The organism is Paenibacillus farraposensis (assembly GCF_020736845.1).
Taxonomy (GTDB): Bacteria; Bacillota; Bacilli; order Paenibacillales; family Paenibacillaceae; genus Paenibacillus; species Paenibacillus farraposensis.
The window spans coordinates 12,352-37,497 of the sequence record NZ_JAFFQR010000043.1 but is presented as its reverse complement, the minus strand read 5'-3'; the positions used below and the strand labels follow the sequence as shown (position 1 = coordinate 37,497).

General features: G+C 47.6%; 23 protein-coding genes. 8 read left to right on the top strand and 15 right to left on the bottom strand.

The features are described from left to right. Nucleotides 1-93 precede the first annotated feature (93 nt). Nucleotides 94-1,068: a DMT family transporter gene (locus JO375_RS07590; protein WP_229523884.1), complete on the top strand. Its 975-nt coding sequence runs from the start codon at nt 94-96 to the stop codon at nt 1,066-1,068. Nucleotides 1,069-1,168: 100 nt separating this feature from the next. Here the strand turns inward: JO375_RS07590 and JO375_RS07585 are convergent, their stop codons facing one another. The 6 genes from JO375_RS07585 to JO375_RS07560 form a co-directional block, all read right to left on the bottom strand. Next, on the bottom strand, nt 1,169-3,154 hold the full coding sequence (locus JO375_RS07585) for a methyl-accepting chemotaxis protein (protein ID WP_229523883.1): 1,986 nt from the start codon (nt 3,152-3,154) through the stop codon (nt 1,169-1,171). Nucleotides 3,155-3,308: 154 nt separating this feature from the next. Continuing rightward, nucleotides 3,309-3,716, bottom strand: coding sequence for a DoxX family protein (locus JO375_RS07580; protein ID WP_229523882.1), 408 nt, complete (start codon nt 3,714-3,716; stop codon nt 3,309-3,311). A 121-nt stretch (nt 3,717-3,837) separates the two neighbouring features. Continuing rightward, nucleotides 3,838-4,698, bottom strand: coding sequence for a M56 family metallopeptidase (locus tag JO375_RS07575; protein WP_229523881.1), 861 nt, complete (start codon nt 4,696-4,698; stop codon nt 3,838-3,840). 3 nt (nt 4,699-4,701) lie between these two features. Then, nucleotides 4,702-5,115 (bottom strand): BlaI/MecI/CopY family transcriptional regulator, encoded by a 414-nt coding sequence (locus tag JO375_RS07570; RefSeq protein ID WP_229523880.1) that lies wholly within the window; start codon nt 5,113-5,115, stop codon nt 4,702-4,704. Between the two features lie 134 nt (nt 5,116-5,249). Beyond that, nucleotides 5,250-6,089 (bottom strand): winged helix-turn-helix domain-containing protein, encoded by an 840-nt coding sequence (locus tag JO375_RS07565; RefSeq protein ID WP_229523879.1) that lies wholly within the window; start codon nt 6,087-6,089, stop codon nt 5,250-5,252. Continuing rightward, entirely contained in the window at nt 6,065-6,460 is a 396-nt protein-coding gene (locus tag JO375_RS07560; RefSeq protein ID WP_229523878.1) for a Fur family transcriptional regulator, read from the bottom strand. The genes JO375_RS07565 and JO375_RS07560 overlap by 25 nt, the downstream gene beginning before the upstream one ends. Before the next feature lie 183 nt (nt 6,461-6,643). Here JO375_RS07560 and JO375_RS07555 point away from each other — a divergent pair, with 183 nt between their 5' ends. Then, the gene (locus JO375_RS07555; protein WP_229523877.1) at nt 6,644-6,955 is read left to right on the top strand and encodes a hypothetical protein; all 312 of its coding nucleotides are present in this window, start codon (nt 6,644-6,646) and stop codon (nt 6,953-6,955) included. Nucleotides 6,956-7,074: 119 nt separating this feature from the next. Here the strand turns inward: JO375_RS07555 and JO375_RS07550 are convergent, their stop codons facing one another. From JO375_RS07550 to JO375_RS07540, 3 genes are read right to left on the bottom strand one after another with little or no spacing between them, the layout of a single operon-like run. Continuing rightward, entirely contained in the window at nt 7,075-8,187 is a 1,113-nt protein-coding gene (locus tag JO375_RS07550; protein ID WP_229523876.1) for a GerAB/ArcD/ProY family transporter, read from the bottom strand. Between the two features lie 27 nt (nt 8,188-8,214). Next, the gene (locus JO375_RS07545; RefSeq protein ID WP_267497674.1) at nt 8,215-9,516 is read right to left on the bottom strand and encodes a Ger(x)C family spore germination protein; all 1,302 of its coding nucleotides are present in this window, start codon (nt 9,514-9,516) and stop codon (nt 8,215-8,217) included. Then, nucleotides 9,434-11,056: a spore germination protein gene (locus JO375_RS07540; RefSeq protein WP_229523874.1), complete on the bottom strand. Its 1,623-nt coding sequence runs from the start codon at nt 11,054-11,056 to the stop codon at nt 9,434-9,436. Before JO375_RS07540 ends, JO375_RS07545 begins: the two co-directional genes overlap by 83 nt. Nucleotides 11,057-11,280: 224 nt before the next feature. On the opposite strand from JO375_RS07540, the gene JO375_RS07535 reads away from it, so the two are divergent. After that, entirely contained in the window at nt 11,281-12,375 is a 1,095-nt protein-coding gene (locus tag JO375_RS07535) for a diguanylate cyclase (RefSeq protein ID WP_322098710.1), read from the top strand. A 91-nt stretch (nt 12,376-12,466) separates the two neighbouring features. Here JO375_RS07535 and JO375_RS07530 read toward each other — a convergent pair whose 3' ends face one another. Both JO375_RS07530 and JO375_RS07525 read right to left on the bottom strand, forming a co-directional pair. Beyond that, entirely contained in the window at nt 12,467-12,964 is a 498-nt protein-coding gene (locus tag JO375_RS07530) for an RrF2 family transcriptional regulator (protein ID WP_229523872.1), read from the bottom strand. 66 nt (nt 12,965-13,030) lie between these two features. After that, nucleotides 13,031-13,423 carry a fibronectin type III-like domain-contianing protein gene (locus tag JO375_RS07525; protein ID WP_229523871.1) on the bottom strand — a complete coding sequence of 131 codons (393 nt, stop codon included), beginning with the start codon at nt 13,421-13,423 and terminating at the stop codon, nt 13,031-13,033. A gap of 272 nt (nt 13,424-13,695) precedes the next feature. On the opposite strand from JO375_RS07525, the gene JO375_RS07520 reads away from it, so the two are divergent. The 5 genes from JO375_RS07520 to JO375_RS07500 all read left to right on the top strand — a co-directional run bounded on the left by JO375_RS07520 (nt 13,696) and on the right by JO375_RS07500 (nt 19,845). Continuing rightward, complete coding sequence (locus JO375_RS07520) at nt 13,696-14,166, top strand: AbrB/MazE/SpoVT family DNA-binding domain-containing protein (RefSeq protein ID WP_229523870.1); 471 nt, start codon at nt 13,696-13,698, stop codon at nt 14,164-14,166. A 301-nt stretch (nt 14,167-14,467) separates the two neighbouring features. Beyond that, entirely contained in the window at nt 14,468-16,417 is a 1,950-nt protein-coding gene (locus JO375_RS07515; protein ID WP_229523869.1) for an anaerobic ribonucleoside triphosphate reductase, read from the top strand. Beyond that, complete coding sequence (gene nrdG, locus JO375_RS07510; protein ID WP_229523868.1) at nt 16,414-16,911, top strand: anaerobic ribonucleoside-triphosphate reductase activating protein; 498 nt, start codon at nt 16,414-16,416, stop codon at nt 16,909-16,911. The genes JO375_RS07515 and nrdG overlap by 4 nt, the downstream gene beginning before the upstream one ends. 1,594 nt (nt 16,912-18,505) lie before the next feature. Then, the gene (locus JO375_RS07505; protein ID WP_229523867.1) at nt 18,506-19,225 is read left to right on the top strand and encodes a 3-ketoacyl-ACP reductase; all 720 of its coding nucleotides are present in this window, start codon (nt 18,506-18,508) and stop codon (nt 19,223-19,225) included. Nucleotides 19,226-19,407: 182 nt separating this feature from the next. Next, the gene (locus tag JO375_RS07500) at nt 19,408-19,845 is read left to right on the top strand and encodes an AbrB/MazE/SpoVT family DNA-binding domain-containing protein (protein WP_229523866.1); all 438 of its coding nucleotides are present in this window, start codon (nt 19,408-19,410) and stop codon (nt 19,843-19,845) included. Nucleotides 19,846-20,192: 347 nt separating this feature from the next. Here the strand turns inward: JO375_RS07500 and JO375_RS07495 are convergent, their stop codons facing one another. From JO375_RS07495 to JO375_RS07480, 4 genes are all read right to left on the bottom strand, one after another. Continuing rightward, a complete protein-coding gene (locus JO375_RS07495; protein WP_229523865.1) occupies nt 20,193-21,350 on the bottom strand; it encodes a nitric oxide synthase oxygenase in 1,158 nt (385 codons plus the stop codon). 150 nt (nt 21,351-21,500) lie between these two features. Next, nucleotides 21,501-21,980: a Dps family protein gene (locus JO375_RS07490; protein WP_229523864.1), complete on the bottom strand. Its 480-nt coding sequence runs from the start codon at nt 21,978-21,980 to the stop codon at nt 21,501-21,503. Between the two features lie 349 nt (nt 21,981-22,329). Further along, nucleotides 22,330-24,057 (bottom strand): adenine deaminase C-terminal domain-containing protein, encoded by a 1,728-nt coding sequence (locus JO375_RS07485; RefSeq protein ID WP_229523863.1) that lies wholly within the window; start codon nt 24,055-24,057, stop codon nt 22,330-22,332. Nucleotides 24,058-24,083: 26 nt separating this feature from the next. Next, on the bottom strand, nt 24,084-25,142 hold the full coding sequence (locus JO375_RS07480) for an ABC transporter ATP-binding protein (RefSeq protein ID WP_229523862.1): 1,059 nt from the start codon (nt 25,140-25,142) through the stop codon (nt 24,084-24,086). Nucleotides 25,143-25,146: the final 4 nt, after the last annotated feature.

Genomic DNA, 25,146 nt, shown 5'->3' with positions numbered 1-25,146 from the left:
ATTTTCAATCATTTTACCCTCGGCTTTCCATCCTTTATGATGTGTCCATAAGATATGTCTGCTGAGGCCGGCAAGGAGGAGCTTTTGTTCACTATGAATAGACAAATCATGACCGGATCGTTATTGTGCCTGATCGCCAGCATGTCCTGGGGGGCCATGTTCCCGGTGTCGCACATCGCCTTACAACAAATCGATCCGCTATACTTTTCATTTTTACGTTATTTTGTCGTTGCGCTCATTCTGATCGTGCTGCTGTGGCTCAAAGAGGGACAGGCTGCTTTTCGCTTTGAAGGGAAGGGTAAAACATTGCTGTTCTTCGGTACGATGGGATTTACCATCTACAATATGGCTGTTTTTCAGGGACAACACCTGATGGGGGCAGCCGGTACGATTGTCGCTTCTATTATGGAAGTTCTGATGCCGATGATTTCGATTGCGATGATCTGGGTCCTGACCCGCAAAATGCCTCCCAAATATACCCTGGTTAGCATGGTGATTGCGTTGGCCGGGGCTATACTTGTGATCACGAACGGAAAATGGGCCTTCTTCACACTTGCCGGACAGCATGTGCTGCCGCTGCTGCTCATATTGGCAGGGGTCATCGGCTGGGTCGTGTATTCCATGGGGGGTAGCCACTTTGCAGGCTGGTCCACTCTTCGCTATTCGACCTTAACCTGTCTGCTTGGAACCCTAGTTTCCTTTGCAGTCGTCACCATTTCCTCTGCCTTCCATTGGATCGCAGTGCCGGATTGGCAGGACGTATGGTCCGTCAAATATGAAATGAGCTTTATGATTCTGCTTCCGGGGCTCGCGGCCCTGCTGAGCTGGAACGCCGGAATCCGCAACCTGTCCCCGCTCAACGGGATTCTGTTCATTAACTTTGTACCGATTACGACACTGGTGCTTATGTATTTTCAAGGATATACGATCAGCCCATTCGAGCTGTGCGGGACATTGCTGGTTATTTTCGCACTGGTGCTGAACAATGTGGCTCAGAGAGGCTCATTGCGCGCCCTCACCAGCCTGCGCCGCATCCGTACGAATCGTTACAAATCATTCCAACGGTAAACCGAAATACGAACACATATAATTCATATACTGTAGCAAAAGACATAAAAGCGCACGGAACGGAGATTAGACCCTGTATCCATGCGCTTTTATTCGTTTATTATTTTCCTTCTATCCGGAAGCGTCCAACCAGCTCACGCAGTTCCTCAGCCATTTGGCTCAGATCTGCCGAGGAAGAAGCAATTTCCTCGATAGAAGCAAGCTGCTGTTCGGCTGCGGCCGAAATCGACTCGGTATTGCCTGCTGCCTCATTCGAAATCTGGGAAATGTCGCTCATAATACCCACGACATCTGCCGCGCCCCGAGCCATTTCCTGTGTCACTCCGGTAATGTCATTCATATGCCCTGTCGCCCGTTCTACAGCTTGGCTAATTTCCGCAAAAGATTGCTCCGATGTGCTTACCGAATCAATGCCTTCGGTAACCCGTGTTTTGGCTTGTTGCATAGCCACCAAAGCGCGGTCCATATCAGCCTGCATCGCCTCAATACGCTCTGAAATCAAGGACGCCGATTTTGCAGATTCCTCGGCCAGCTTGCGTACCTCCGTCGCGACCACGGCAAAGCCTTTGCCATGATCGCCAGCGCGTGCCGCCTCAATGGATGCATTCAGCGCCAGCAGGTTCGTTTGCCTGGCAATGCCGGATATGACGCTGATGATATTTACAATTTCACTGGAGCGTTCGCTCAGGGAGTCCATCGCATGTCCAAGATCGTTAACGGTCTCATCGATATCATGCATCTTTTCTACTGCTCGCGTAGCCGCCTTGCTGCCTGCTTGTGCGGACTCGGCGTTTCCCCTTACTTGCTCGGACACGCCCACCATACGCTCGGATACGTTCACTGCCTGCTGAGCAAGCTCCTCCATGCTTGCAGAGCCATGTTTGATGCTTCGAACCTGATGCTCGCTGCCCACCGCTACTTCCTGAATAGCTATGGTCACATGCTCAATAGCCTTGGTCGTCTGATCTGCGCCCGAAGCCAACTCCTCGGCTGAAGAGCTTACCCGGTCTGTTGTTTCGTGTACGCTGCGAATCATCGTGCGCAAGCTATCCACCATCGTTTGGAAGTGGGTAGACAGTTGGCCGATCTCATCGGTTTTTCCTGTTTCCAAATCACCTGTCAAATCGCCTTCACTGATCTGCTCAGCCGATTTTTGCAGTTTGCGGATCGGCACCAGAATGGAACGGGTAATCAGGAAAATCGCAATAAGTGCTAGCACCAACGAGGCTGCCAGTACGTAAATGGTTTCGTAACGCATGGCAGTAGTAGCATCATTAATTTCGGATTGGTAGAAAGTTCCTGCAATTTTCCAACCGGTTTCCTTATTCGTTACATAGGTCAAATATTTCTCTTGGCCATCGTGCATATAATTAAAGCTCCCGCTCGATGCAGCATACAACTGATTGATATAATCTTCCTGAGAAGACGAACCCGGTTTAGCCGTAGGGTGAACCACAAATTTTTTCGTATGGTCCAAAATGATGATGTATCCTTCCTGTCCCACTTTGATGGAGGCCAGCTTGCGTACACTTTCCAGGTTCAGTGAAATCCCGATAACCCCGGACTGATCTGAAAGCGTTTGAGAGACTACCACAACAGGAACGCCCGATGAATTGGTTACGACAGGCGTAATAGCCACCTTGCCAGGCTGCTTCATCGCTTCGATATACCAGGCCCGCTTGCGCGGATCATATGTCCCCTCGTCCTTTTTAGGTACCCCTCGAATCATCAAGCCATCTGGAGTACCGACAAAAGTATCGGTCGCATCCTCGTGCAGACCTATGTATTGAATCAACTTGGGCTGAATCAACGGGCTATTTCGACCATCGATCATGGAGCTGTCGAGTCTCTTAGCCAAATAACCCACATCTTTGATTTTACTCGCAAGTGCATATTCAATTACCGAATTAGCCGTCACTACTCCCTGATTTGCACTACTATAAAGCTGCTTCTCCATAGCATTAAATGATGATTTATAAGTTGCGATCGAAATGCTTAAGCTTGGAATCAACAAAACAAGCAAAAAACCTAGACCCAGCTTATTCCTGAGTGTCCAAATGGTTTTTCTCTTATGCATTTTGTCCATGTGTTTTTCCCCTTTGCTTAAAAAGGCTATGTTTTGGATTTACCCCAATGGAAGTTATATCGGCTAAATCAAGCAAATAATTTACAACTAATTTTCATAAATGAGCAAAACAAAAAACCGCGCCCTAAGACTAAGGACGCAGTTTTATAATAATTTAGCCCTGTATGTTGTTGCCTTCAGGCTTTTTACGGCCAAAGAACTGATCTACTGCCAGAAAACGCCCACCGACAAGTGCTTGCTGAAGGTTGGTGAACAGAAGCAGCAGATCAAATTCAATCTCGCCGAAAGGTTGCCCCTTTTTGGCCGTCAGCAACACACCGATCATAACGATGGTCAAAGCTGCTCCGGCAATTCGTGTTCCGATCCCCAGAACAAGTGCAATACCGCCGACCAGTTCAACCGCAGCGACGACTGGAGCCAACCAGCCAGGAAGCCCGATACTTTGGAAGAAGCCGGAGGTCCCGTCCAGTCCCTGGAATTTTTGTGAACCGTGAACAATAAAAATAACCCCCGTAAAGATTCGTACCAACAGTAATCCAATATTCGCAAGTGTTTGATTCATATGCTCATCTCCTTATAAGTAATATACAGATTAGATAATTCTCACTACACAACGTAGTGTTCGGCACATCAATAATTCGGTAGCGCACAAGGCGCTACCCTTTAAGACCATCTTTGACAAGCTACATTAACGCAAGTGCAAACATAAGCGTCAGCATCACCAGCACATAGCCAGAAAACATAATCGAACGCCACGGCATTGGAATGATCTGCTCCTGCTGAGGGTCCAGAATACGCGAGATACGATAGTTAATGGACGTTTCTGCAAAAGAGGAACGAGCGGCAGAATGGACCAGGCAGGCATTGGCAGGCGTCATGCTCAGAAGCTTGAGCAACGCGCTTCCAATCCCAACCGGCGAGCCAGTTCGAAGAATCGCTTCGTTGTCAGCCAGAATTTCACGGGCCGTTTTATACAGACTGGTAATATGACGCAGCACCGGCAAGTAGAATAGCAGAATGGCACACATTTGCAGCAGCCATGTCTTCAATGGATCATAATGTTTCATATGATACGCTTCATGGTATATGACCGCCTCTTCCTCTTGCTTGTCCAGTACAGATAACAATGCGGAGGATAAAACAATGCGCCGCTTCCATAATCCCATGGTGAAGGCGGCAGGCCTGGCATACTCAATGACCCATATCCGATCAGCCCCGAGTTCACGATATCGTTCACCCAGTGCTTCCGTAAGCGGCAGGTCACGCATTCGGTGCAACTTCCGGAAAGCCGCCCTCGTGGCCATACACTGTCGGACCGCCTCGCACACGGCGATGCCGAAGGTAAGCAAGACGAGCCCGCTAAGCGCATCTACCATGTAGCCGATTCCGTAATTCTCCAGCAGACTTCTGCAAATTTGAAACACGTTAAAATTCAATTTCCAGCCGAAAAGATGCTGACCGGCGTACATACCCATCTGCGTAAGGGCGAAACCCGAAATCAGGGCGCCTGCTGTAAACAGTAATTTAGAACGTGTTCTCCACATCGTTTATATATCCTTTTTCCATTGTTTAATTTTTTGCTCCAATCGTTCGATCAGTATAGGATCGGCCACCTCCAGAGCATCAATCATATGATTGACAGCAAGTGGACCAAATTCATCCACCAATTCGTGGCTAAGCTCCTTGGACTGCTCATCCATGAACTCTTCCCTGCTTAGTACCGGGCGATATAAAGACGTTCTTCCGCGGATACTCTTACTCAGGATTCCCTTCTCCACCAAACGGTTCATAACGGTCATTACCGTATTAAAATTAAAGTCCCGGTCCCCCTCCAGCGCGGTCTGCACTTCTTTGATGCTCCGATCCGAAGTGGACCATAAAATATCCATGATTTTGGCTTCCAGAGGTCCGAAAAAACGGTTAAGTCCAGTTTCGCCAGCTTTAAAATTCAGTCGTTTCATAAGATGCACCTCACACTACCGATTGTAGTGCATATCTTCTAATAAAGTCAACTGTCACACCTAATGTCGGTTTCTTCAAACTATGCATAGGTATCCGCCGAATGTCCATCCGACGGAAAATCATGGGCTTCAGCTCAATCTGCCAATCTGTAGCCTACACCTCTCACAGTCGCAATATATTCAGGCTGCCCAGCCCGGTCGTCCAGCTTCTTGCGCAAGCTTTTAACATGGACATCCACAACGTTGCTGCCGCCTACAAAATCGGTCTCCCAGATATCGTGCATCATTTGCTCACGGGAAATCACTTTGCCCTGAGCATCCATCAGCTTTAACAGCAAATCATATTCTGTTTTGGTTAAACTTAATTGCTTTTCTTCCTTGTACACGAGCATTTTATCACGGTCAATCCAGATATCCTTGAACACTGCGCGTCGGCTCTCTTGCGCTGCCTGACGGGAAGCTGCCGGATGACGTACAATCATCCGTTCGATATCATGCACGATGTGATTTGAAGCCAGCGGCCATACCAGGACCTCTTCGGAAGGAAGCAGCTCATGCGCACGTACAGCCGACCGATCCTGAACTACATACATGACGGGAGTGTCTTTCATATGCTCTGCTGCAAGCCAGTTACGGACATCCAGCATCTCGCTACGTGCATCGACAGCAGTCAAATTGTAAATCAACAGATCGCTTCCCAGATGGCGTTGGACTTCCGGCTCCCAGCGATGGAACACCATCACATCAAAGCACGCGTCTGACAATGTGCGCACCAGATCATGAACTACACCCGGAACCGAGCTGATCAGAACGAGGCGGCGTGTAGTCGGACAGTACAGCGGCTCATTGGAAGGAGTCGTCTGTAGTGCGGGAGCAGCAGGCGCTGACAGCATTGTTGTCCAGCCTCTCTTCACCTGTCTCGGCATATCGGTTGCTTTGAAACGATGCGTTATTTGATTCGCTTGTTCTGACATTCCTTACACACTCCTCCGAATACGACATGGGCATGGGCAATGGCATATCCCGTTTCATGCGCAACCGTCTCGGTCCAATCGTCTGGAACCTCGGTCATCACTTCATCTACCCGTCCGCATACCTGACAAATAATATGCTGATGATCGTCCATCCGTCCGTCATAGCGACTGGCAGCTTCCCCCAGCTTCAGCTCGCGGATCAATTCCTTATCGGTCAAATAACGCAGCGAATTATATACCGTTCCGTAGGCCAGATTATACCCGCGCTCCATCAATCGGTTCATAACGTCGGCCGCAGTAGGATGATCGTGAGCCTCACGGACCACATCGTACACTGCTTGACGCTGTGAAGTTAAATTTAAAGTTCTCATACCGCATCTCCCTTAATTGTTGCAGATTATATTTATTTTCAACTAGTAATTACAACAATAAATCAATTTAGAATAAGTATAAATCTCATTTCATTTCAAGTCAATGGGATCGGATAAATTAAGCCACTTTGCAACACAATGTATACAGGATATACGTTCAACTCATACACACGGGGGGATTTTATGAAAACACTCTGGATATTCACATTCTTTATGGCACTCATGCTCGGAACCATTCTGCTGGTGAACTTGTTATTTGGTGTTCATCATCCTTGGGAGTCTATTTCATTGGCTTTTCACACGATGCGACCATCGGAATATATCGTCTTGGCGGGAATGCTACTGTTGCTCTTTGTAACCCTGGGCAAAAAGCAAATTGGACACGCATGTCAATTCATTTTCTCACGATGGTCACGTTTTCTGAGAGTTCCCTCTTCTAACTCTGCTTCTACGCACAAAAGCAATCAGAAAGAACAGAAAGAACAGAACATATAACCCATCAGAAAGGCAACGTATTACCGAACAATTTACGGGCATCGCTGGTCAATGTTTGGCCGGGAAATATTTCTGCCGTATAGGTATAACTAATGTATGTTTTGTCGGCAGGCGATGACTCACGAGGCATCCTCTTTTCCTTTTTTATTCCGGGTCTTTTTCAGCCATGAAACGATAAGCAGTAAGGAAGGAAAAAACACGGCAAATATCGGAAACAGCCATTTCAACATAAACTCGCCTGTTGCAAGATGATGTTGATAGTTCAGAGCCATCAATACGCAAGAAACCAGCATGATCAGCCCAAAAGGCAGGATCAGCTTATGGTAAGATATTCTTAATACATCCTCCGCAGCCTTAACTGCCGCATAATAGAAGATGAAAATTTTAAAAAAATCAAAGATAATAACGCTCATAACTCCAATAACATCGATCCTGTCGATAAAATCGGATATTTGGACCTTGCTGATCATCGAGAGCAGCGGGTAAGTCGCCCGTTTGAACACGTTCTCTCCCAGTGCAAGCACATTGGACAATGTAACAACAGACAGGAGCAGCCCCCCCAGCAATATAGCGGAGAGCCCTACCCCATTGGCACGGCAGCCTTTTTTTAATGTAGGAAGGATCATCGCAAACGTAACCATCTCGCCGTACGGGAGCATCACGGCTTGTGAATAGACAACTTGCCATATCGGCTGCCAGCCATGCTCAGCTATGGGCAATATATTGCCTACATCCACAATGCCTGCCAACAAAATCAATATATTCGTAGCCAGGCCCAGCAGCAGCAACAGAATCAACATGATGATGCCCGTCCGACCTGCAACCTCGATTCCCAGATGCATCACATACATCACAAGTCCAATCATCAAGGCACAGATGACTGTCAACGGCGTATGCTGAAGTGTCCGGTCGGCAATCAGGATCCCCGTGTCCCGAAGATCCCGTGCTCCGCCGTAAAGAAAAAATATGATATATAAAAAAGCAAGGGCACTCCCCGCTTTCTTGCCCAAAAGGGTTCTGCAGTACTGTGTCATGAGCAAGTCGGGAAAGCGTCGGTGAAGACTGCCATAGCATACAAAAAGGATTGCCCCAAAAACCGTGGAAATAAGGATGGCGATCCATGCATCCTTACCCGCATTCCTTCCGGGAATAGACATCATGGATGTGCCCATCTCAAACAGCACCATAAGAGAGATCATCTCTTTTGCATCTATCCGTATCTTTTTATTCACGGCCCTTCCCTCCTTGTTCTATTTTCACTAGTCTGATTCTCCCTTCGAATATGGGTTAGTCCGCGTCTGGGTGTGTTTCAGTACGGAAGTCACTTGAATACGAACGGTGCTTTCCGCAAAGTGACGGCTCCATTCGGAAGAGAGCCTTTTCCATTGTTTAGGATGGCTCCTCTCCAGCGCAAGACCGAAGCCTATTACATCGCTGCGGGTACGCTGAACTTCCCTGACTGTTGAGGTGATCATTTTCTTCGTCTCCTCTGTCCATTGCTCTTGCAACCTTTTCATCACCTCCGGACTTTTCAGGTTAATCGGACACTCGGCTTCCTGTACCGCCCCGGTCTGCTTTAAGTTAATCACAAAAACAGGCTCCCCTTGCTCCATCCGAGTATGTATATTGGTTGCAGAGAACAAGGTTTCGATGCCAATAGTATCCCTATCCTTACCGCAGCTTAGCGTTGTTTCAGCACTTTTCACCTTGTTGTTGATCATTGATAATCCAATCGCCTGGTCATCGTCCAACCAGCGGACAAGCCGGTCCTTTTGGAACACCCCCATTCCGTTAATATGAACAACGGCTTTCGGTAAAATATTGTCCACATTGTTCTTGCCTGGGGCCTGCTCCAAATCCCCATCAACCTGTATGCCCGTCAGCACAGGACCGCCACCCTTATTGATCATGCTGCGAATGACATCGTCGATAGTCACCGCGTAATCCCCGGCATACAAACGCTCCGATGTTTCCAGCTTTCCTGAAATATCATTGGCGGGAATACGGCCGATCGCGGTCATGACTGCCAGCACATCCTTCCCGGTATTACCGCGTGCCACCATCATTTTCACCGGCAGCCGGATTTCCCCAGATCTTTCAAGAAAATCCATCGTATCGCCAATTCCAGCCCGTGCCAGCTTTTCTCCAATAACGACCAGTCTGATATGCGCCAGAGAAATGATCCGCGAAACCCTTTGTGAAGCTCTACGGATCGCTTGAAACAGATTCTTGCCCTTTTCCTGGAACAAGACGACAGGGGTAGTTCCTCTCGCTTTAGCTCCGGCTATTTCATCTGCCACGATGACCTGCAGGGAAACCACATAGCCCGACTCCCCATCCTCATCAATACCTATAGCCGCTATTACTGCTCTCTGGTTCAGCTCTACGGAATCCCAGCAGCCTGATAAAAATGGAAACAACAGTAGCAGGACCAAGCACAGTATCCCTATTCTCCCCTTACAGGTTACTGTGCTTTGTTCATTCCCCTTCCCCTGATACACCCTGATTGCCCCCCTCCTGCATCGGTGTGGTTTTATCGGAAGAGGAATTCCCGCTTCCATCCTTCATTTGTTTCTGGTTCGTAGATGTAATGCTTATAGGACGCTTCCTCATCATCCAGAATGGGAGACGCAATACGGCATCCTTTTGACTCTGCAGTACGAAGGGACTGAAAGGGGCCATGTAGGGGGTCCCAAAAGAGCGCAGGCTGTTCATGTGTGCGATCAGCGCAATCAACCCCAATGTAATGCCATACAGCCCCATAAACGCCGACAATATCATAAAAACAAACCTGAACAGTCTCCCGGCCACCGCCATGTTATAGGCTGGAATGGCAAAGCTGGCTATCCCCGTCAAAGCTACTACAATTGTAAGCAGCGGGGTGACAATCCCGGCCTCCACGGCCGCCTGTCCCAATACAAGCGCACCAATCACGGATACCGTCTGACCACCCGCACGCGGCATTCGAATCCCCGCCTCACGTAAAATCTCAAACGTGATTTCCAAAATAAGCGCCTCCATAAATGCCGGAAAAGGAACGGATTCCCGCTGGGCCAGTATGCTGATCAGCAGTGGGGTGGGTATCATTTCATAATGATATGTTGTTAAGGCAATGTAGAGAGAAGGCCCCAGGATGAGAATAATGAAGCTGATATATCGAATAAGCCGAATGACAGTCCCCATATGGTAACGCTCTGAATAATCCGAAGAACTCTGAAAGAATTGGGCAAATACGGTAGGCATCACGAGTACAAACGGAGTTCCGTCTATGATAAGCGCCACTCGGCCCTCCATAATATTACTGCTGATCGTATCGGGTCTTTCCGAGTTAAAGATCGTTGGGAATGGTGTGGAGGAATTTTCCTGTATCATCTCCTCAACCGTCCCGGATTCGAATACCGCATCAATATTAATGTTTTGTATCCGTTGACGAACCTCATCCACAACGCTCGGGTCTGCAATATTCTTCATATACAGCATGGCTACATTCGTGAGGGACGTACTTCCCACTTTGAACATCTCCAGCGTAAGATCAGCGCTTTTAATCCGTCGCCGAACCAGGGAAATATTTGTGGACATGGATTCTACAAATCCCTCTTTCGGTCCTCTGACAACGGTCTGTGTAGTTGGCTCGCTGACCGCCCGTGCCTCTCCTCCGTGTGTGCCGCAGGCGAGGGCTTTTTCACAACCTTCCAGTAAAATGATCGTATCTCCCATCAGGAGTTGTCCCATCATGGAATTCCAATCATCGCATTCATTTACTTCACCCAGTTCAATCGCATGAGTCTGAATCCGGCTGTAGAGCCCTTCAGCACTTTCAGCCTCGGCAGATGGGCGGCTAAGCAATGATTTCATGACAAGCTCGTTCACTGCGTCTGTTTTGACCATACTATCCAGAAATACAATCGCGGCAGGTACGTCCGCCTTCAGTCCAAGACTAAAGCGGCGGATCATAAAGTCCGGACTACTAGATGTCAATTCCTTTATTTGCTGCAAATTGGTTTCCAGATCGGCTTCGATCCTTAAAGAATGCGAAGAGCTTCCATTTTTCCTGTCCGTACCCGGCTTTTTGTTATATTTGCGATAGGGATAGCGAATCATGAGCAAACCTCATCTCCAAAGCGGCAAAATGGACGCCACCTCTTTTTCCTAATTCTTGTATATTTGGAGTATGCTCAATCTATTCCCAGTTATGCACTAAACGTTGGAGCGAAACGTATAAGAGAAGCCAACGTAATAATTTTCTATAAATTCTTCATTTTCAAGCCTGACGTCAGTTTTTTTGATAAAATGAAGGAATATGCCTCTCGGGAGTGGTCAGCGTCTTGTTCAGTACGTTCTTTGTAAATACCTGTATCCTTGTTACCTTTCTGTATATAACCGGCCTCATATCACAAAGATATAAAATCCGTCTGCATACCTTAAATCGTAAGGTTCATTGGATCGGGGGTACTCTTTTTGGGTGCTATGGCATCGTCCTGATGTACTATTCGATCCCTGTTGGTTTTAATACAATTGCCGATCTTCGCCATCTGGCCATCGTGGCTCCCGCGACTTACATTGGCGGCCCGGCAGCGCTCATGGCTACCCTTTTGATGTGTCTGGGCAGATTGTTGCTGTTTGGTGTTACCGAACAGGCCATTGTAGGCGCCTTTTTTACAATGATCGTGGGTCTGGGGTGCGCTTGGCTGGCACATCTGTCCTGGTCCCGTTTATCCAAGCTGGTCATTATGAATATTTTCGCTTTGGGCGTGATTTTCTGTTCTCTTACCATTAATTTGAACAATAATATGTACGTTGTCCTGCACGTTTATCCGCTCTATTTCGCAATTTCCATGGCAGGCGGATTTCTTCTATATGTTATTGCTGAGTCTATCAATACTTCCAATGAGCTGCTGCTTCGCCTGGAGTACACCTCCTATACAGACCATCTCACCAATTTAAGCAACAGAAGGCAGCTTGAATTCTCATTGGAAGAGCAGCTTCCCCGGGCTCGTCAACGTCACGAGCACCTATCTGTTTTGGTGCTGGATATTGATCGCTTCAAGGAAGTGAACGATACCTATGGTCATGCTGCGGGGGATGCCGTGCTGCGCCAGCTTGGACAGATTTTGATTGAGAAATGCCGCTCTAATGATATCGTCACCCGCAGCGGGGGAGAAGAATTCACCGTGCTTTTGCCAAACTGTGCTTTTCGGCAAGCCCTGCGCATAGCGAATCAGGTTCTTAGTGGTGTGAATCAGCATGAGTTTGTTTTAGCGGACGGGCTTATTCTTAAAGTTACCGTGTCCATCGGCATGACGACCTTTCCTGGTACCGGGGGAGATATATCGGGGGCAGCTCTGCTGGAGCAGGCGGATAAAGCATTATACGAAGCTAAAAATGCAGGGCGTAACCGGATTTGCTCGTATGAAGTATAGGTTGGGGCATCCGCATCCAACACCAATAGCCGATACAATCCGCTCACGGGGAATGGGTATCGGCTATTGTCATTTTGAATAAAAAAATAGGCTACTCCCTTTTGAAGGGGGCCTCTGCAGCCTTAGCTTCATTAAGACTGCAACCACCCGCTGCGAGTGTTGTACGCTTGGCGAGTGAAGCTAGTGTATGAGACTCCCATACTTCCAGCATACGCCGTTCGCTCTCGGCTAATATTTCACATACAGCGATCGCGAGCTCCCCACAAAAAGGGTTCGTCTCCGGTTCATGCATCATCCCCGGAAAAATCGGATCACATATTTCAATGGCGTGGTATATATCCGCAAGTGTAATATTATCTGCCGAACGGGTAAGTACGTAGCCTCCCTCACGGCCCTCGCGTGCTGCGATTAATTCTGCCTGTACAAGTCGTGTCAGCACCCTGCGGACCAGGGTGACTTCACAGTCAATGGAGCGGGCTATCGATCCGCTGGCACAGAGCTCTCCATGCTTTTCCAAATAGACAAGCGCCTTTACCGCCACCCCAAGCCATCTGGGCGTTGCAGTGCGTAGTCTTTTTTCACTATTCAAATGAAATGACACCCCTAAGCTGTAAAAACTTCATTGAATGCATTGTACGTGAAGTCAGAAGTAAGTTCAAGCCTGCGTGCCCGAATCTCCTGCAAGGATATTGGAGCAATCATCAAAGTTTTCAGCGCAAATGCGCTGGTCAGCTTGCCGGGGCGGAATAACCTCGCCTTGAACGCTCACAGGGTGCTCCAGCCGGATATCCGCTGAAGAAGCACCTGCCAGCAGGGTGTACTCGCCAGCTTCTACGCAATAGCGATCCCGTGTGACATCCCAGATTGCCCAATCCTTCACCTGAATCGTGAAAGCAATCGTTCGCGTCTCCCCCGGTTCCAAGCGAATACGCTCAAATCTGCACAAGGTCTTCAGCGGCTGCTTGATTCGCGAAGCTCCAGGCCGTACATAAAACTGCACAACCTCCTCGACGGCAGCTGCGCCCCGATTGGTCACATCCACCCGCACATGGAGGGTATCCGTGGCAAATCTTATATATTTTAGAAGCTATCATGAAAACGTTTTAATCTATCATAGCGAAAAGGGAGGTAACCGGCAACAATACTGAAATTATCCTATATTGGATGCAGTAGAGAATCATAATACCCCTGCATCATGAAGCGCACAAATGACGTTATGTTCATCGCAGCAAAATAGTAGTATTTTTCCTTCAATGTTCAAAGCTAAAAAAAATAATTTTTGGTATAATCAGGATATACCACGGAAGGAGGAAGCGATTGATGAAAAATACCGGAATGACACGGCCGCTGGATCAATTGGGGCGAATTGTGCTCCCTAAGGAAATGCGCACCACGATGGACATCAACATTGGTGACTCCCTTGAATTTTTCGTAAATGAAGAAGGGTTTGTGCTAAGAAAGTATACCGGCGTTTCCTGCAAATTTTGCGGCGCAGTTGATCATTTGACTTATTTTCGCGACAATTTTATTTGTTCCGACTGCATCCAGATCTTAAAGACAGAGGAGCATGAAGATGTCGCCAGTACCGATGCCATCCAGTCTCAAAAGCATGCCAAGCCGACCCACAACACCACCACCTGGAAGCCTAAGCAGTCCAGAGTACAGCAGGATGAAATGGTAAGAAAGCTTCGCAAGCTGATTCAGGAGCACCCGAACCTGCCACAAAAGGTTTATGCCGAAATGCTCGGTATTTCCCAAGGCCGGGTGTCCCAGTTAAAAAAGTTGCTCTGAACCTTCGAATAAAAGAAATCACAAGTATAATTATATACAGCAGGTCCCAAAATTCTGTTAATTTCGTCGCCTATCCGAATAGTCAGGTGTAGAGTAAAGGGCGTATCTCCAGATGTGCACCTTATTCTATGCCTGACTTCTTTGTGTTCCCCGCTCGGATCTCGATGTGACAATAGTCACATACTCTTGTCGTCATCCATATATACAATATGTAGACTGAAACAATTTCTTAACGTACGATATCGTCAATATATTGTTTTTATGAAAATAATATATATTTTACTATATGGAGGGTTTTACGATGAAAGTGTTGGAGAAACAGCAATTATACGACATCGGCGAGCGGGTCATTGGAGCACAAGATTTGGACATGCTGCGCGAAAATGCGAATCTGAATGGAGAATCATTCAGCGGCAAAATGAGCAAGCTCGGCTCCGAGTATGCCAAATGGTATGCACGCTTACGCGTGCTTCCACCTGAACTGACGGATGCGATCGATCACGGCTATATATATGTTCACGATTTGGACCAATATGCGCTCGGAACTACGAATTGCATTTTTATCCCGTTTAATCGTTTGCTGCGCGAGGGCTTTAATACAGGCAATGGGTCTGTTCGTACACCGCAAACGATCATGTCCGCTATGGCACTGGTCGCCATTATATTCCAGTCCCAGCAAAACAGCCAATTTGGTGGTGTCTCCGCCAATAAAATAGATTGGGATCTTGCCCCATACGTTGCCCGTTCCTTCCGCAAGCATTTGCGCAAGGGTCTCCGGCTGTTCGGGGAAGAGATCGAGCCTGCGCTGTCCGAAGACGAGCTGCATATGGCCAATACCCAACTGCAAGAAATTTGCCCTCGTTCATATGCATTTGCATGCGAAGAAACGGAAATAGAGACCCGGCAGGCTGCCGAATCGCTCATTCACAACCTGAACACCATGAGCAGCCGGGCGGGGGGACAGATTCCATTCACTTCACTGAATTACGGGATGTGTACTTCCGCTGAAGGACGGCTTGTCTCGCAATCACTGCTGGAAGCCACGATTCGCGGCTTGGGCAACGGAGAAACTCCTATTTTTCCACAACATATTTTCCAATGCAAAAAAGGGATTAACCAGGCAGAGGGCGACATCAACTACGATTTGTTCTTGAAAGCAGTAGAATGCTCCAGCAAACGGATGTATCCGAATTTCGTGAATGTGGATGCCACCTTCAACCTGCCCTTTTACCGTGCAGATGACCCGGACACCATCATTGCAACGATGGGCTGCCGTACCCGTACCCTTGCTGACCGTTTCGGCCGAAACCGTCAGAGCGGTAAGGGAAACCTCTCATTTAATACCATTAATCTGGTGCGGCTTGGTATTGAATATGGCATTTGTACAGGCAACCGCAAGGTGCCTGATCGGGAAGGCTTTGATGCCAAACTTGAGGAGGCTATGCGCATTGCTGTGGACGGACTCATTCATCGCTATCAAATCCAGACCAGCCAGCCTGCCAAAGCTTCAGACTTTATGATGCGCGAAGGGGTATGGGAAGGCGGAGACAAGCTGGCGCCGGATGAAAAGGTAGGAAGCGTACTAAAACATGGTACGCTATCAGTCGGATTTATCGGGTTAGCCGAATGCATGAAGGCACTCTACGGCAAGCACCACGGAGAGGACGACGCTGTATACCGCGAAGCACAGCGAATCATCACTTCCATGCGCATGTATTGCGACCGGATGAGCGAACATTACGACCTCAACATTACGTTGTTCGCTACACCTGCTGAAGGCCTGTCCGGCAAGTTTACCTTACTGGATCAACGTGATTTTGGAATTATTCCTGAGGTAAACGATCGGGAATACTACACGAATTCATTCCATATTCCTGTGTATTACACGCTCCCGGCAGCCCGCAAAATTAATCTGGAGGCTCCGTTCCATAACCTGTGCAACGCCGGTGCAATTTCGTACATTGAGCTGGACGGCAATGCGCGGAATAACCCGGAAGCGTTTCTTAAAATTGTACAGTACGCACTCCATCAGAACATCGGCTACTTCTCTATCAACCACCCGGTGGATCGCTGTACGGAATGCGGTTATGAGGGAATTATCGGGACAAGCTGTCCTCAATGCGGCACAGACGAGGAACATACGCACTTTCAGCGCTTACGTCGGGTAACCGGATATCTGACAGGTGATTATACCGTTCGCTTCAATGCAGCCAAGCAAGCCGAAGTTCGCGACCGGGTGAAGCATAAGTGAATTGGTGTGGCTACATTCCGGAATCTCTGAATGAAGGGTACGGCTTGCGCACCGTCGTGTTCATCAGCGGCTGCCGCCATGCCTGTCCCGGTTGCTTCAACCCGGCGTCGTGGAGCTTTCACGCAGGTGAGCCATTCACGCCGGAACGACAACGGAAGGTCATCCGTGACATCGCAGACAATCCGTTGCTGGACGGGCTAACCCTCTGTGGGGGGGACCCGTTTTTCTCAGCGGCGGAATGCTCCCAATTTGTGCGTGACTTCCGCGCAACCTGTCCTGACCGGACCGTGTGGGCCTACACAGGTTTCGTCTATCAAGATTTACTAGCTGACCAGGAACGACGCGAGCTGGCGATGCTGTGCGACGTGATTGTAGACGGACCCTTTGTGGAGCAGCAAAAGGACCTGACTCTCCCCTTTCGGGGCAGCCGCAATCAGCGTCTGGTAGATGTAAAGGCCAGCATTCAGGCAGGTCATGCCATTTCATTAGCTTGAGACCATTTTGTACTCTGCCAAATGTTATTCCTATTATATAGACTATACTAAGAGGTAATTATTAACGTTGTTTACGTTAATAATTACCTCTTATTTTGTAACTATATTAAATTATTATTTATATCATAAACACCAATCAAGTCTACGATACAAGAAGGCTACCTACTTTACTGTTGTGGGACTGGTTGGGTAGCGCTGAACAATCGGTCAAAGCGGTGCATCGTCACGTATAGTCCAATATATCCTTCAGATGTCGCTAAAATTTGATCAAGTTGTAAACAAAATGTCACAGAGGACTAATAATACTTATCACAAAAACAACCTTACCCACGGCTGAACACCGGAATAGGGTTGTTTGCAAAATCACTCAGGGTTTGCTGGGAACGGCATTGAAAATCGAGTTGGCCAATAGATGATCTTTCCTCTTGCAGCATCGTGTCCTGGCCACCAGCAACGCTTAGAAGAAGTTTTCTTTATTACTAATAGTTGCAAGAACTTTTGCGGCTCTAGGAAGTTTAGTAATATAAGAACCTGTAACGGTGTAGAAATATTCGCCTGGCCTAAATATTATACCGCAAACCTGCTTTGGCAGCCTGGAACATCACAAACGCCTATCCACTCTTCCAGTACACCTCCGATACCTTCCAAGTCTCTTCATCCTGCTCCAGTTCCCTGTACCAGCATTTCCAATCTATCCTTTGCTCACCTTTTTTCAAATAATCCCCCCTGCTAATTACCGAAAAATCTATCATTTTAATGAATGAAATTAAAGCAGCGCTAGATTTGCACTTTCAACCAGCATTCGAGGGATTTCCAGACAGGTTTACTTTTTTCTACACTGTTCGCTATGAAATCTGTCATTTTACCCGATTGATTTATTTTTAAAAATTTAACACCTTGCATTAATCAGTACATTATGTTAAATTATACCTGACTAATGAATTATATTAGTACTCTGGTTATTGGATAATCTATTTACAGAAATCGGTTGAGGAACCTCCCCACCATTATTATCGGTACTGATACAGATAACCATTATACGAGAATACTTATACAAGAATGGAATGATTTTGTCCGCCAGGTCGCAAGTCTGCTATAAGGAAGAAAATCCAGAGGAATAGTAAACTGTTTCTTACTGGAAAAGCAACGTATCTCTCCTCTCCCCGCAGAGGTACGCAATGATCTGCTTATTGATTTGATCCAGCATGAGGTTCAGACACAAGCAGTCGATTGATCTAACATTACCTCTGAGGGAAACCAACAGACCTGCGGGTAAATGAACATTCGGGGAACGAAGAACTTCAAGATGCCTCCACACACAATACATCCATCATCGCCAGTTCCAGGCAACGTCGAAATCGCTAACTTTTATGTTCTCCCTTGATTCAATGTTAACGTTAACACCCGGCTATTTTACCCATAAAAAATACACAAAACCACTACTTATGATCTCAATTACTTTGATGATGCCAGTCTGACTTTTCAATAGAGTTCTCATTGGAGTCGGAGTTTGGTTTCAGGGAACGTAAACTTGTATAATGTAACCATGTGCCCAGTTGCACAATAAAAGATGTAATTATAAGGAGGAGACTGGATGGAACTGAAGAATAAAACAGCTATTATCACAGGAGCCAGCAAAGGAATTGGCAGAGCGATTGCCGAAACCTTGGCCAGGGAAGGCGTTAATTTGGGTTTGATATCACGCACATTGGCTGATCTGCAAAAGCTGCAGGCTTCGCTGGAAAGTACATACGGCGTGAAGGTGGTGAGCGCTGTTGCAGATATATCAGATCGCGCACAGGCCGCTGCCGCTGTAGCCTCACTGGAGGACGAACTGGGCACTGTCGATATTTTGATCAACAACGCAGGAATCGCTACCTTTGGCACCGTCGCAGATATGGACCCTGAAGAGTGGGAACGTATTATTCGTGTAAATTTGTTGGGAACCTATTATGTCACACATGCAGTGCTTCCGGGCATGCTGGCACAACAGAGCGGAAACATCATTAACATTTCTTCTACAGCAGGAGAACGCGGCTTTGCCACAGGTTCGGCGTATTGCGCATCCAAGTTTGCTATGATGGGCTTCACAGAAGCATTGATGCAGGAAGTTCGCAAGTCCAACATTCGCGTCACCGCACTGACCCCAAGCACCGTCAATACAGAACTGGCGGCCAACGCAGGTTTACCTATTGGTGACGAAGACCGCATGCTTCAACCACAGGATCTGGCCGATCTGACATTGGCCGCCTTGAAGCTGCCTTCGCGGGTTCAATTAAAAGTTGCCGGTATTTGGACAACCAACCCACAATAATTCGACACGACATCTTAGATTCATTGGCTGTATCAAGCTCCGGCGAACGTCACTTTACGTTATGCCGGAGCTTTTTTAGCATTACACCAAATTAGATTACAATATACGCGCTTTGTACTTCGAGCATACATAACATACAATTTTTGCAACCATAAGCGCATTTCATGGAAGGGGAAAAAATGATGAAAAACACTGGCATGACAAGACCATTAGACCATTTGGGTCGTATTGTGCTGCCTAAGGAGCTGCGCAATTCTATGAATATTAATATTGGGGATGCCCTCGACTTTTTTATTACTCCAGAGGGCTTGATGATTCGCAAGTATACGGGAGTTTCCTGTTATTTTTGCGGGGCTGTGGATCACTTGAGTTATTTCAGAGATCATCTGATATGTAAAAACTGCGTTGAATCCCTGAAAAGCGGTAATCCTTCCAGTTATTCGAATGAAGCCCAACCTGCACAGCCTAAGAAAAGAAGGAGCTATAGAAACCAAAATGAGCTACTGAATAAATTAAAACAGCTCATGCAGGAGCATCCTAATGCGTCTCAAAAAGAACTAGCTGAAATGCTCGAACTGTCTCAGGGACGTGTGTCACAGCTTAAAAAGCTTCTCCTTTGAGTCTATCGGATCACCCCGCTAGGATCTTATTGCACAAAAAAAGAGCCTCTCGGCCCTCGGGGTGATCCATTCTCATGCAATATCAGATTGCTCCATAATCGTGACCCGATAAGCCAGCAAAGACTCGTGGATACTACACCTTTTTTCGAAGGAGAATGCCCTGATACAAGATTATTACGTAGGCTGGGGAACACTTGCCCTCATTAATGCTGGCCTGGCACAGTCCAAAAATCGGAGCAGGCTAAATTGGTTCCTGCTCTCGCTGTTAATCGGCCCGCTAGCAACTCTCTTTATCGTTGTATGGGATAAGCTGGAGCTCTAGTCCAGGTTTCTTTGCAGCCACTCCGTTATTCGGAATGAAAAGGGCAGCTTCGTGGCTTCTGATGCAGCGTTGTATCTGCACTAGCTTGTCTCGCCAGATAAGGCTTCTCTTGCACTCCAAAATTCGGCTTTACAAGCCGATTATCGTAAGAGCTATGAAAAATATGCGTTGCCGCCGGGGATAACGGCGGAATTAGCCATGTCCAATTGCCTGTCAGCACCCGCCCTGCCTCGGCTTCTCGCTCCTCAAACAGTCGGAATTGTGCTGCCGCGGTATGGTGGTCTACAATACTGACTCCTGCTTTTTTAAAAGAATACAGCACGGCAATGTTCAACTCCACCAGCGCCCGATCACGCCACAGCGTTGTTTCGCTGGTAGTATCGAGTCCCATCCATTCAGCCACCTGTGGCAGCATATTATAGCGGAAGGTATCGGCAAAATTACGGGCACCGATCTCTGTTTCCATATACCAGCCGTTAAAGGGAGCCGCCGTATAAATGATGCCGCCAATCTCCAGCGTCATGTCCGAAATCATGGGTACCGCATACCAACGCAGTCCGAGTGAGGCCAAACCCGGCAGCTCCGGATGCTCAATAGGCACCTCCAGCACCAGATGCTTGGGAATCTCAAATAGCTTGGGAGGCTCCCCGCCCGCTTCCACCACCAGCGGTAAGATATCAAAAGGGGTCATGGCTCCCTGCCACCCCATATCTCTGCATGCATTGGTAAAATCCACCGAGATCGGGTCACCGATCACCCCTTTATTCGTTTCATAGCCGGCATAACGGATAAGCTGATGATTCCAGATGCGAATATTCGGTAATCCTGGCTTGGAAGCGCGAAATACCGTCAGCGTAGGCTTGATTTTACCGCCATTCGTCCCTATGCGTATATGCTCCAGCAGCTCATGTACCACTTCTGCTGCATCTGAGGCCTCGCGAGCATCCCTTACCAATAGCTTGTCCCAAAATAAACGACCGATACAACGATTGCTGTTGCGCCAGGCCATGAGTGCCCCATGCTTCAGCTCTTCGTAAGTATGATCATATGTTCCAGTAGCCTCTATGTCATGACAAATATCAAGAAGCCGGGCTTCCGCTTCATCACAGCTTCGGCCCAGCTCCTTATAACATGTATATATAAACTGCTCTGCTTCATGCAGAAGCTGATGGTTCATTTCCATAACATACACCCCATCCCGCTAGCTCAATTACTAGCCCGTGCTCTTCCACGCCTATTCGTTATTATACTCCAATAGCAGATTAGAACCAACGGGATGTGTGCCTTGTTCACCTGATCTCCATATCCATGGAAATGAAATCACTCCCAAAACTTACCCAAGATATGCGCTGAGCATCCAGATATGCTTATCCACCGCTTCTCTCAAACCATTCAGAAGATCCTCTGTGGCCTTATCCTGTGCCGCTTCTGCGGCCTCCATACCGTTAGCCAACTCACCAGCGACAGTTTGGAAATCAGCGACAACGGACTTCACCATATCTTCGGCTGTTTGCTCACCTGCGGACTCCTGAATGGCTGACAGTTGCAAATGTTCCTTTAGGGTAGCAGATGGACGGCCGCCAACAGCCAGCAGTCTTTCGGCAATCATGTCCAGATTCTCTGTAGCTTCATTATAAAGCTCTTCAAATTTAGCATGCAGTGTAAAGAAATGAGGCCCTTTTACGTACCAGTGGAAATAATGCAGCTTCGTGTACAATACAGACCAGGTAGCCACCTGACGATTCAAAGCCTTATGCAATTCTTGAACCGCCTCTTGTGCAGGTTGTGCATTCGTATGATTTAATGTACTCATGTGTAAAATCCCCTCTCATTTGATTGAGCATATCGTTGTGTGAAGCTTGACTGCTTGCTAGCAGTAGTGTCTGACTTTCTTCCAAATCCCATGCTTGAATCAATAAAAATTCAATAAATTAATTTAGACTTAATCTAAATCCTGTTTTAATTATAACACTATATCAGCGTTTTTCAAGGCTATAATCCGTTTTAATCATGAAGATTATGTGAAGTTGACAGAACCATTGCCCAGATAACCAGATAAACCCAGAGAGGCCCGGAGAAATAAAAAAAGAGAAACCTGTTCTTCACAAAAAACCGTTTCTCGACAAGCTGAAGAGCCGCCCTACATGGGGCCAGCTTTACTACTATTCTTGTATTTCGGAAGATTCCACGATTAACGGTACAACCTTGCCCGCATTAACATCAATCAGGCCATGATCGGTAATTTTCAGAGCCGGGCTGACCGGCAAAGAATGAGTGCTCAGTGACATGATTGGATTGTAATGGCGGTAGCCCAGCGACAGCAAGGCTGACCGCAACTCTTTCACGTGAGCCGCAACCATTTCCAGCGGACCTTCTGTCAAAATTCCGCCTACGGTTAACGGCAAATGGGAAATCACCTTGCCATTTTCAACTACACAAAAACCGCCTTGGCTCGAAAGAACCGTATTTGCCGCCAATACCATATCCTGCTTGTTATGCCCTACGACCAGCAGGTTATGGTTATCGTGCGAATAGGTGGTTGCCACCGCGCCCCTCTTGATCGTATCTCCCCCGATCAAACCGTAGGCACGGTTGCCGTTCTTCCCATACCGCTCAAACGTAGCGATGAGTCCGTGCTCACCGTGTTCCCACTTCAATTCCCCTTGCTCCACTTGCACAGGTGCAATCCGCTCGCTCGTGAAGGTCGACCCATCTTTGACCATCATAATACGGCATGGATGTGAACCATCGGCTACATCGACTTCCACGGTAAAATCCCGCTCGGCAAGCGGCTCCAGCTTCACACTTTGATAAAAATGGTCAGGGAAGCGAGATTTCATCGATTCCTGATGGTATTTCTCAAATTTATCAAATACCTTGCGACCGCCCTTATAGACTTGCTCCACATCAAACTGACCAAGATCAGACAGCAGCACAAAATCAGCTTTTTTCCCCGGTGCGATCGTCCCGCGGTCATGCAAACGCATCCTTGCCGCCGGAGTGAACGTCGCCGCATAAATGGCATCCTCAGGTTTCATCCCCATCCGGATCGCTTTACTTACAATATGATTCAGGTGTCCTCGTTCTACGAAAGAGTCTGGCATCACATCATCCGTTACAAAGCAGAAATGCTGTGACACATCTTCCTGAATCAAATAATCCATCACTTCAGGAATCATGGATTTTTCCTGAATCTCAATGAACATCCCGGCAGCTATTCGAGCCTTCATGCCTTCAATGCTTTGGTGCGTATGATCCGAACCAATCCCCGCATAGATCAGCTGATGCAGGTCAAGATCCAGCAGCTGTGGAGTATGCCCTTCAATAATTAGTTCAGGATAATGTTCACGAACATGGCGTAAAATCCGATTCGTCTTGCTCTCCGGGTCACGAATCACATCCACATAGTTCATAATTTCACCCAGACAAATCATCTCTCCGGTCTGCAACAACGCATCAATCTCAGGGATATCTATTGCACCTCCTGAGGTTTCGAGCGGAGTGGCCGGGACAGAGCTCGGGATACCATAGAACATATCAACCACGCAATCCCTGCTGGCTTCCATCATGGCCTGAACCCCTTCCAGCCCGAAGACATTGGCCATTTCATGCGGTTCGGGTACAATCGTCGTCACACCGTTGCGGATGAGTCCATAGGAAAAAGTGGCTGGCGTCACCATGGTGCTTTCAATGTGCAAATGAATGTCGATTAAACCGGGAATCATGCATTTCCCGTGCCCCTCTACAATTTCAGCAACCTCAAAGGATTCCAGCCCACGCTGACCAATATACATAAACTTGCCGTCCAGTATAGCAACATTGCCTAACTCGAACGTCTTGTAGTAGCTGTTATACACCTTTACATGTAAAACCATTTTGTCTGCACGCATGATGTCTCCTTCATTGAACCCACTGGTTATTGGACCAGCACCATTTTATCTGCCGGAAAATGCAGGGTAACCCGTTGGCCGCTCAGGTAAGGCGTGTCCATTTCCTGATTAGCAGTAAAACTTCCTTTCGGCGTTTCTACCACATACTGATAGCTTCGTCCCAGGTACGTACTCACCTTAATAATGCCTGGAAGCTCATTTTCTCCCGTCTCATTGCCTTCTGTACGAATGACCAATTCATCCGGACGAATAGCCCCCTGACAAGCACCCGGCTGAGCTGTACCCTGATTGCGGGTCACACTAAACGATAGATCGCCGGTATGGAGCCGAATGAGATCCCCCTCTTCAGCACGTTTATCAAAGGCCAGAAAATTATTAAACCCGATAAAGCGAGCGACAAATTCCGTAGTTGGATATTTAAAGATGGTTGATGGAGCATCCAATTGTTCAATGTTCCCTTTATTCATGATCGCAACCTGATCAGAAATCGAAAAACATTCCTCCTGATCGTGCGATACATACACTGTCGTAATCCCCAATTCCTGTTGAATACGGCGGATTTCTACCCGCATATTCACACGCAGATTTGCATCCAGGTTGCTCAGCGGCTCATCAAACAGCAGCAGGTCGGGCTCAATGACAAGTGCCCGGGCAATCGCAACACGCTGCCGTTGTCCACCTGACAATTCACCAGGGAATCGCTTTTCAAAGCCCGCCAGACTGACCGTATCCAGCATATTCATCACACGGCGTTGTATATCAGCTTTCTTTACCTTGCGCAAGCGCAAGCCGAAGGCAACATTATCAAAAACAGATAAATGCGGAAAAAGCGCATAGCTTTGAAAAACAAAACCAAAATTCCGTTTGTTGACCGGAACCCGGGTGTAATCTTTATTGTCAAACAAAAAAGTTCCTTGTTTAGCTTCGAGAAATCCTGCAATAAGGCGAAGCGTGGTCGTTTTGCCGCAACCACTCGGTCCAAGCAATGACAGCAGTTGTCCCCGTTCAAGCTGCAAATCGAAATCCTCCAGGATGAGCTGGTTGTCATAAGCGACCGATACGCGTTCCAGTGTAAGCAATGCCATTAGG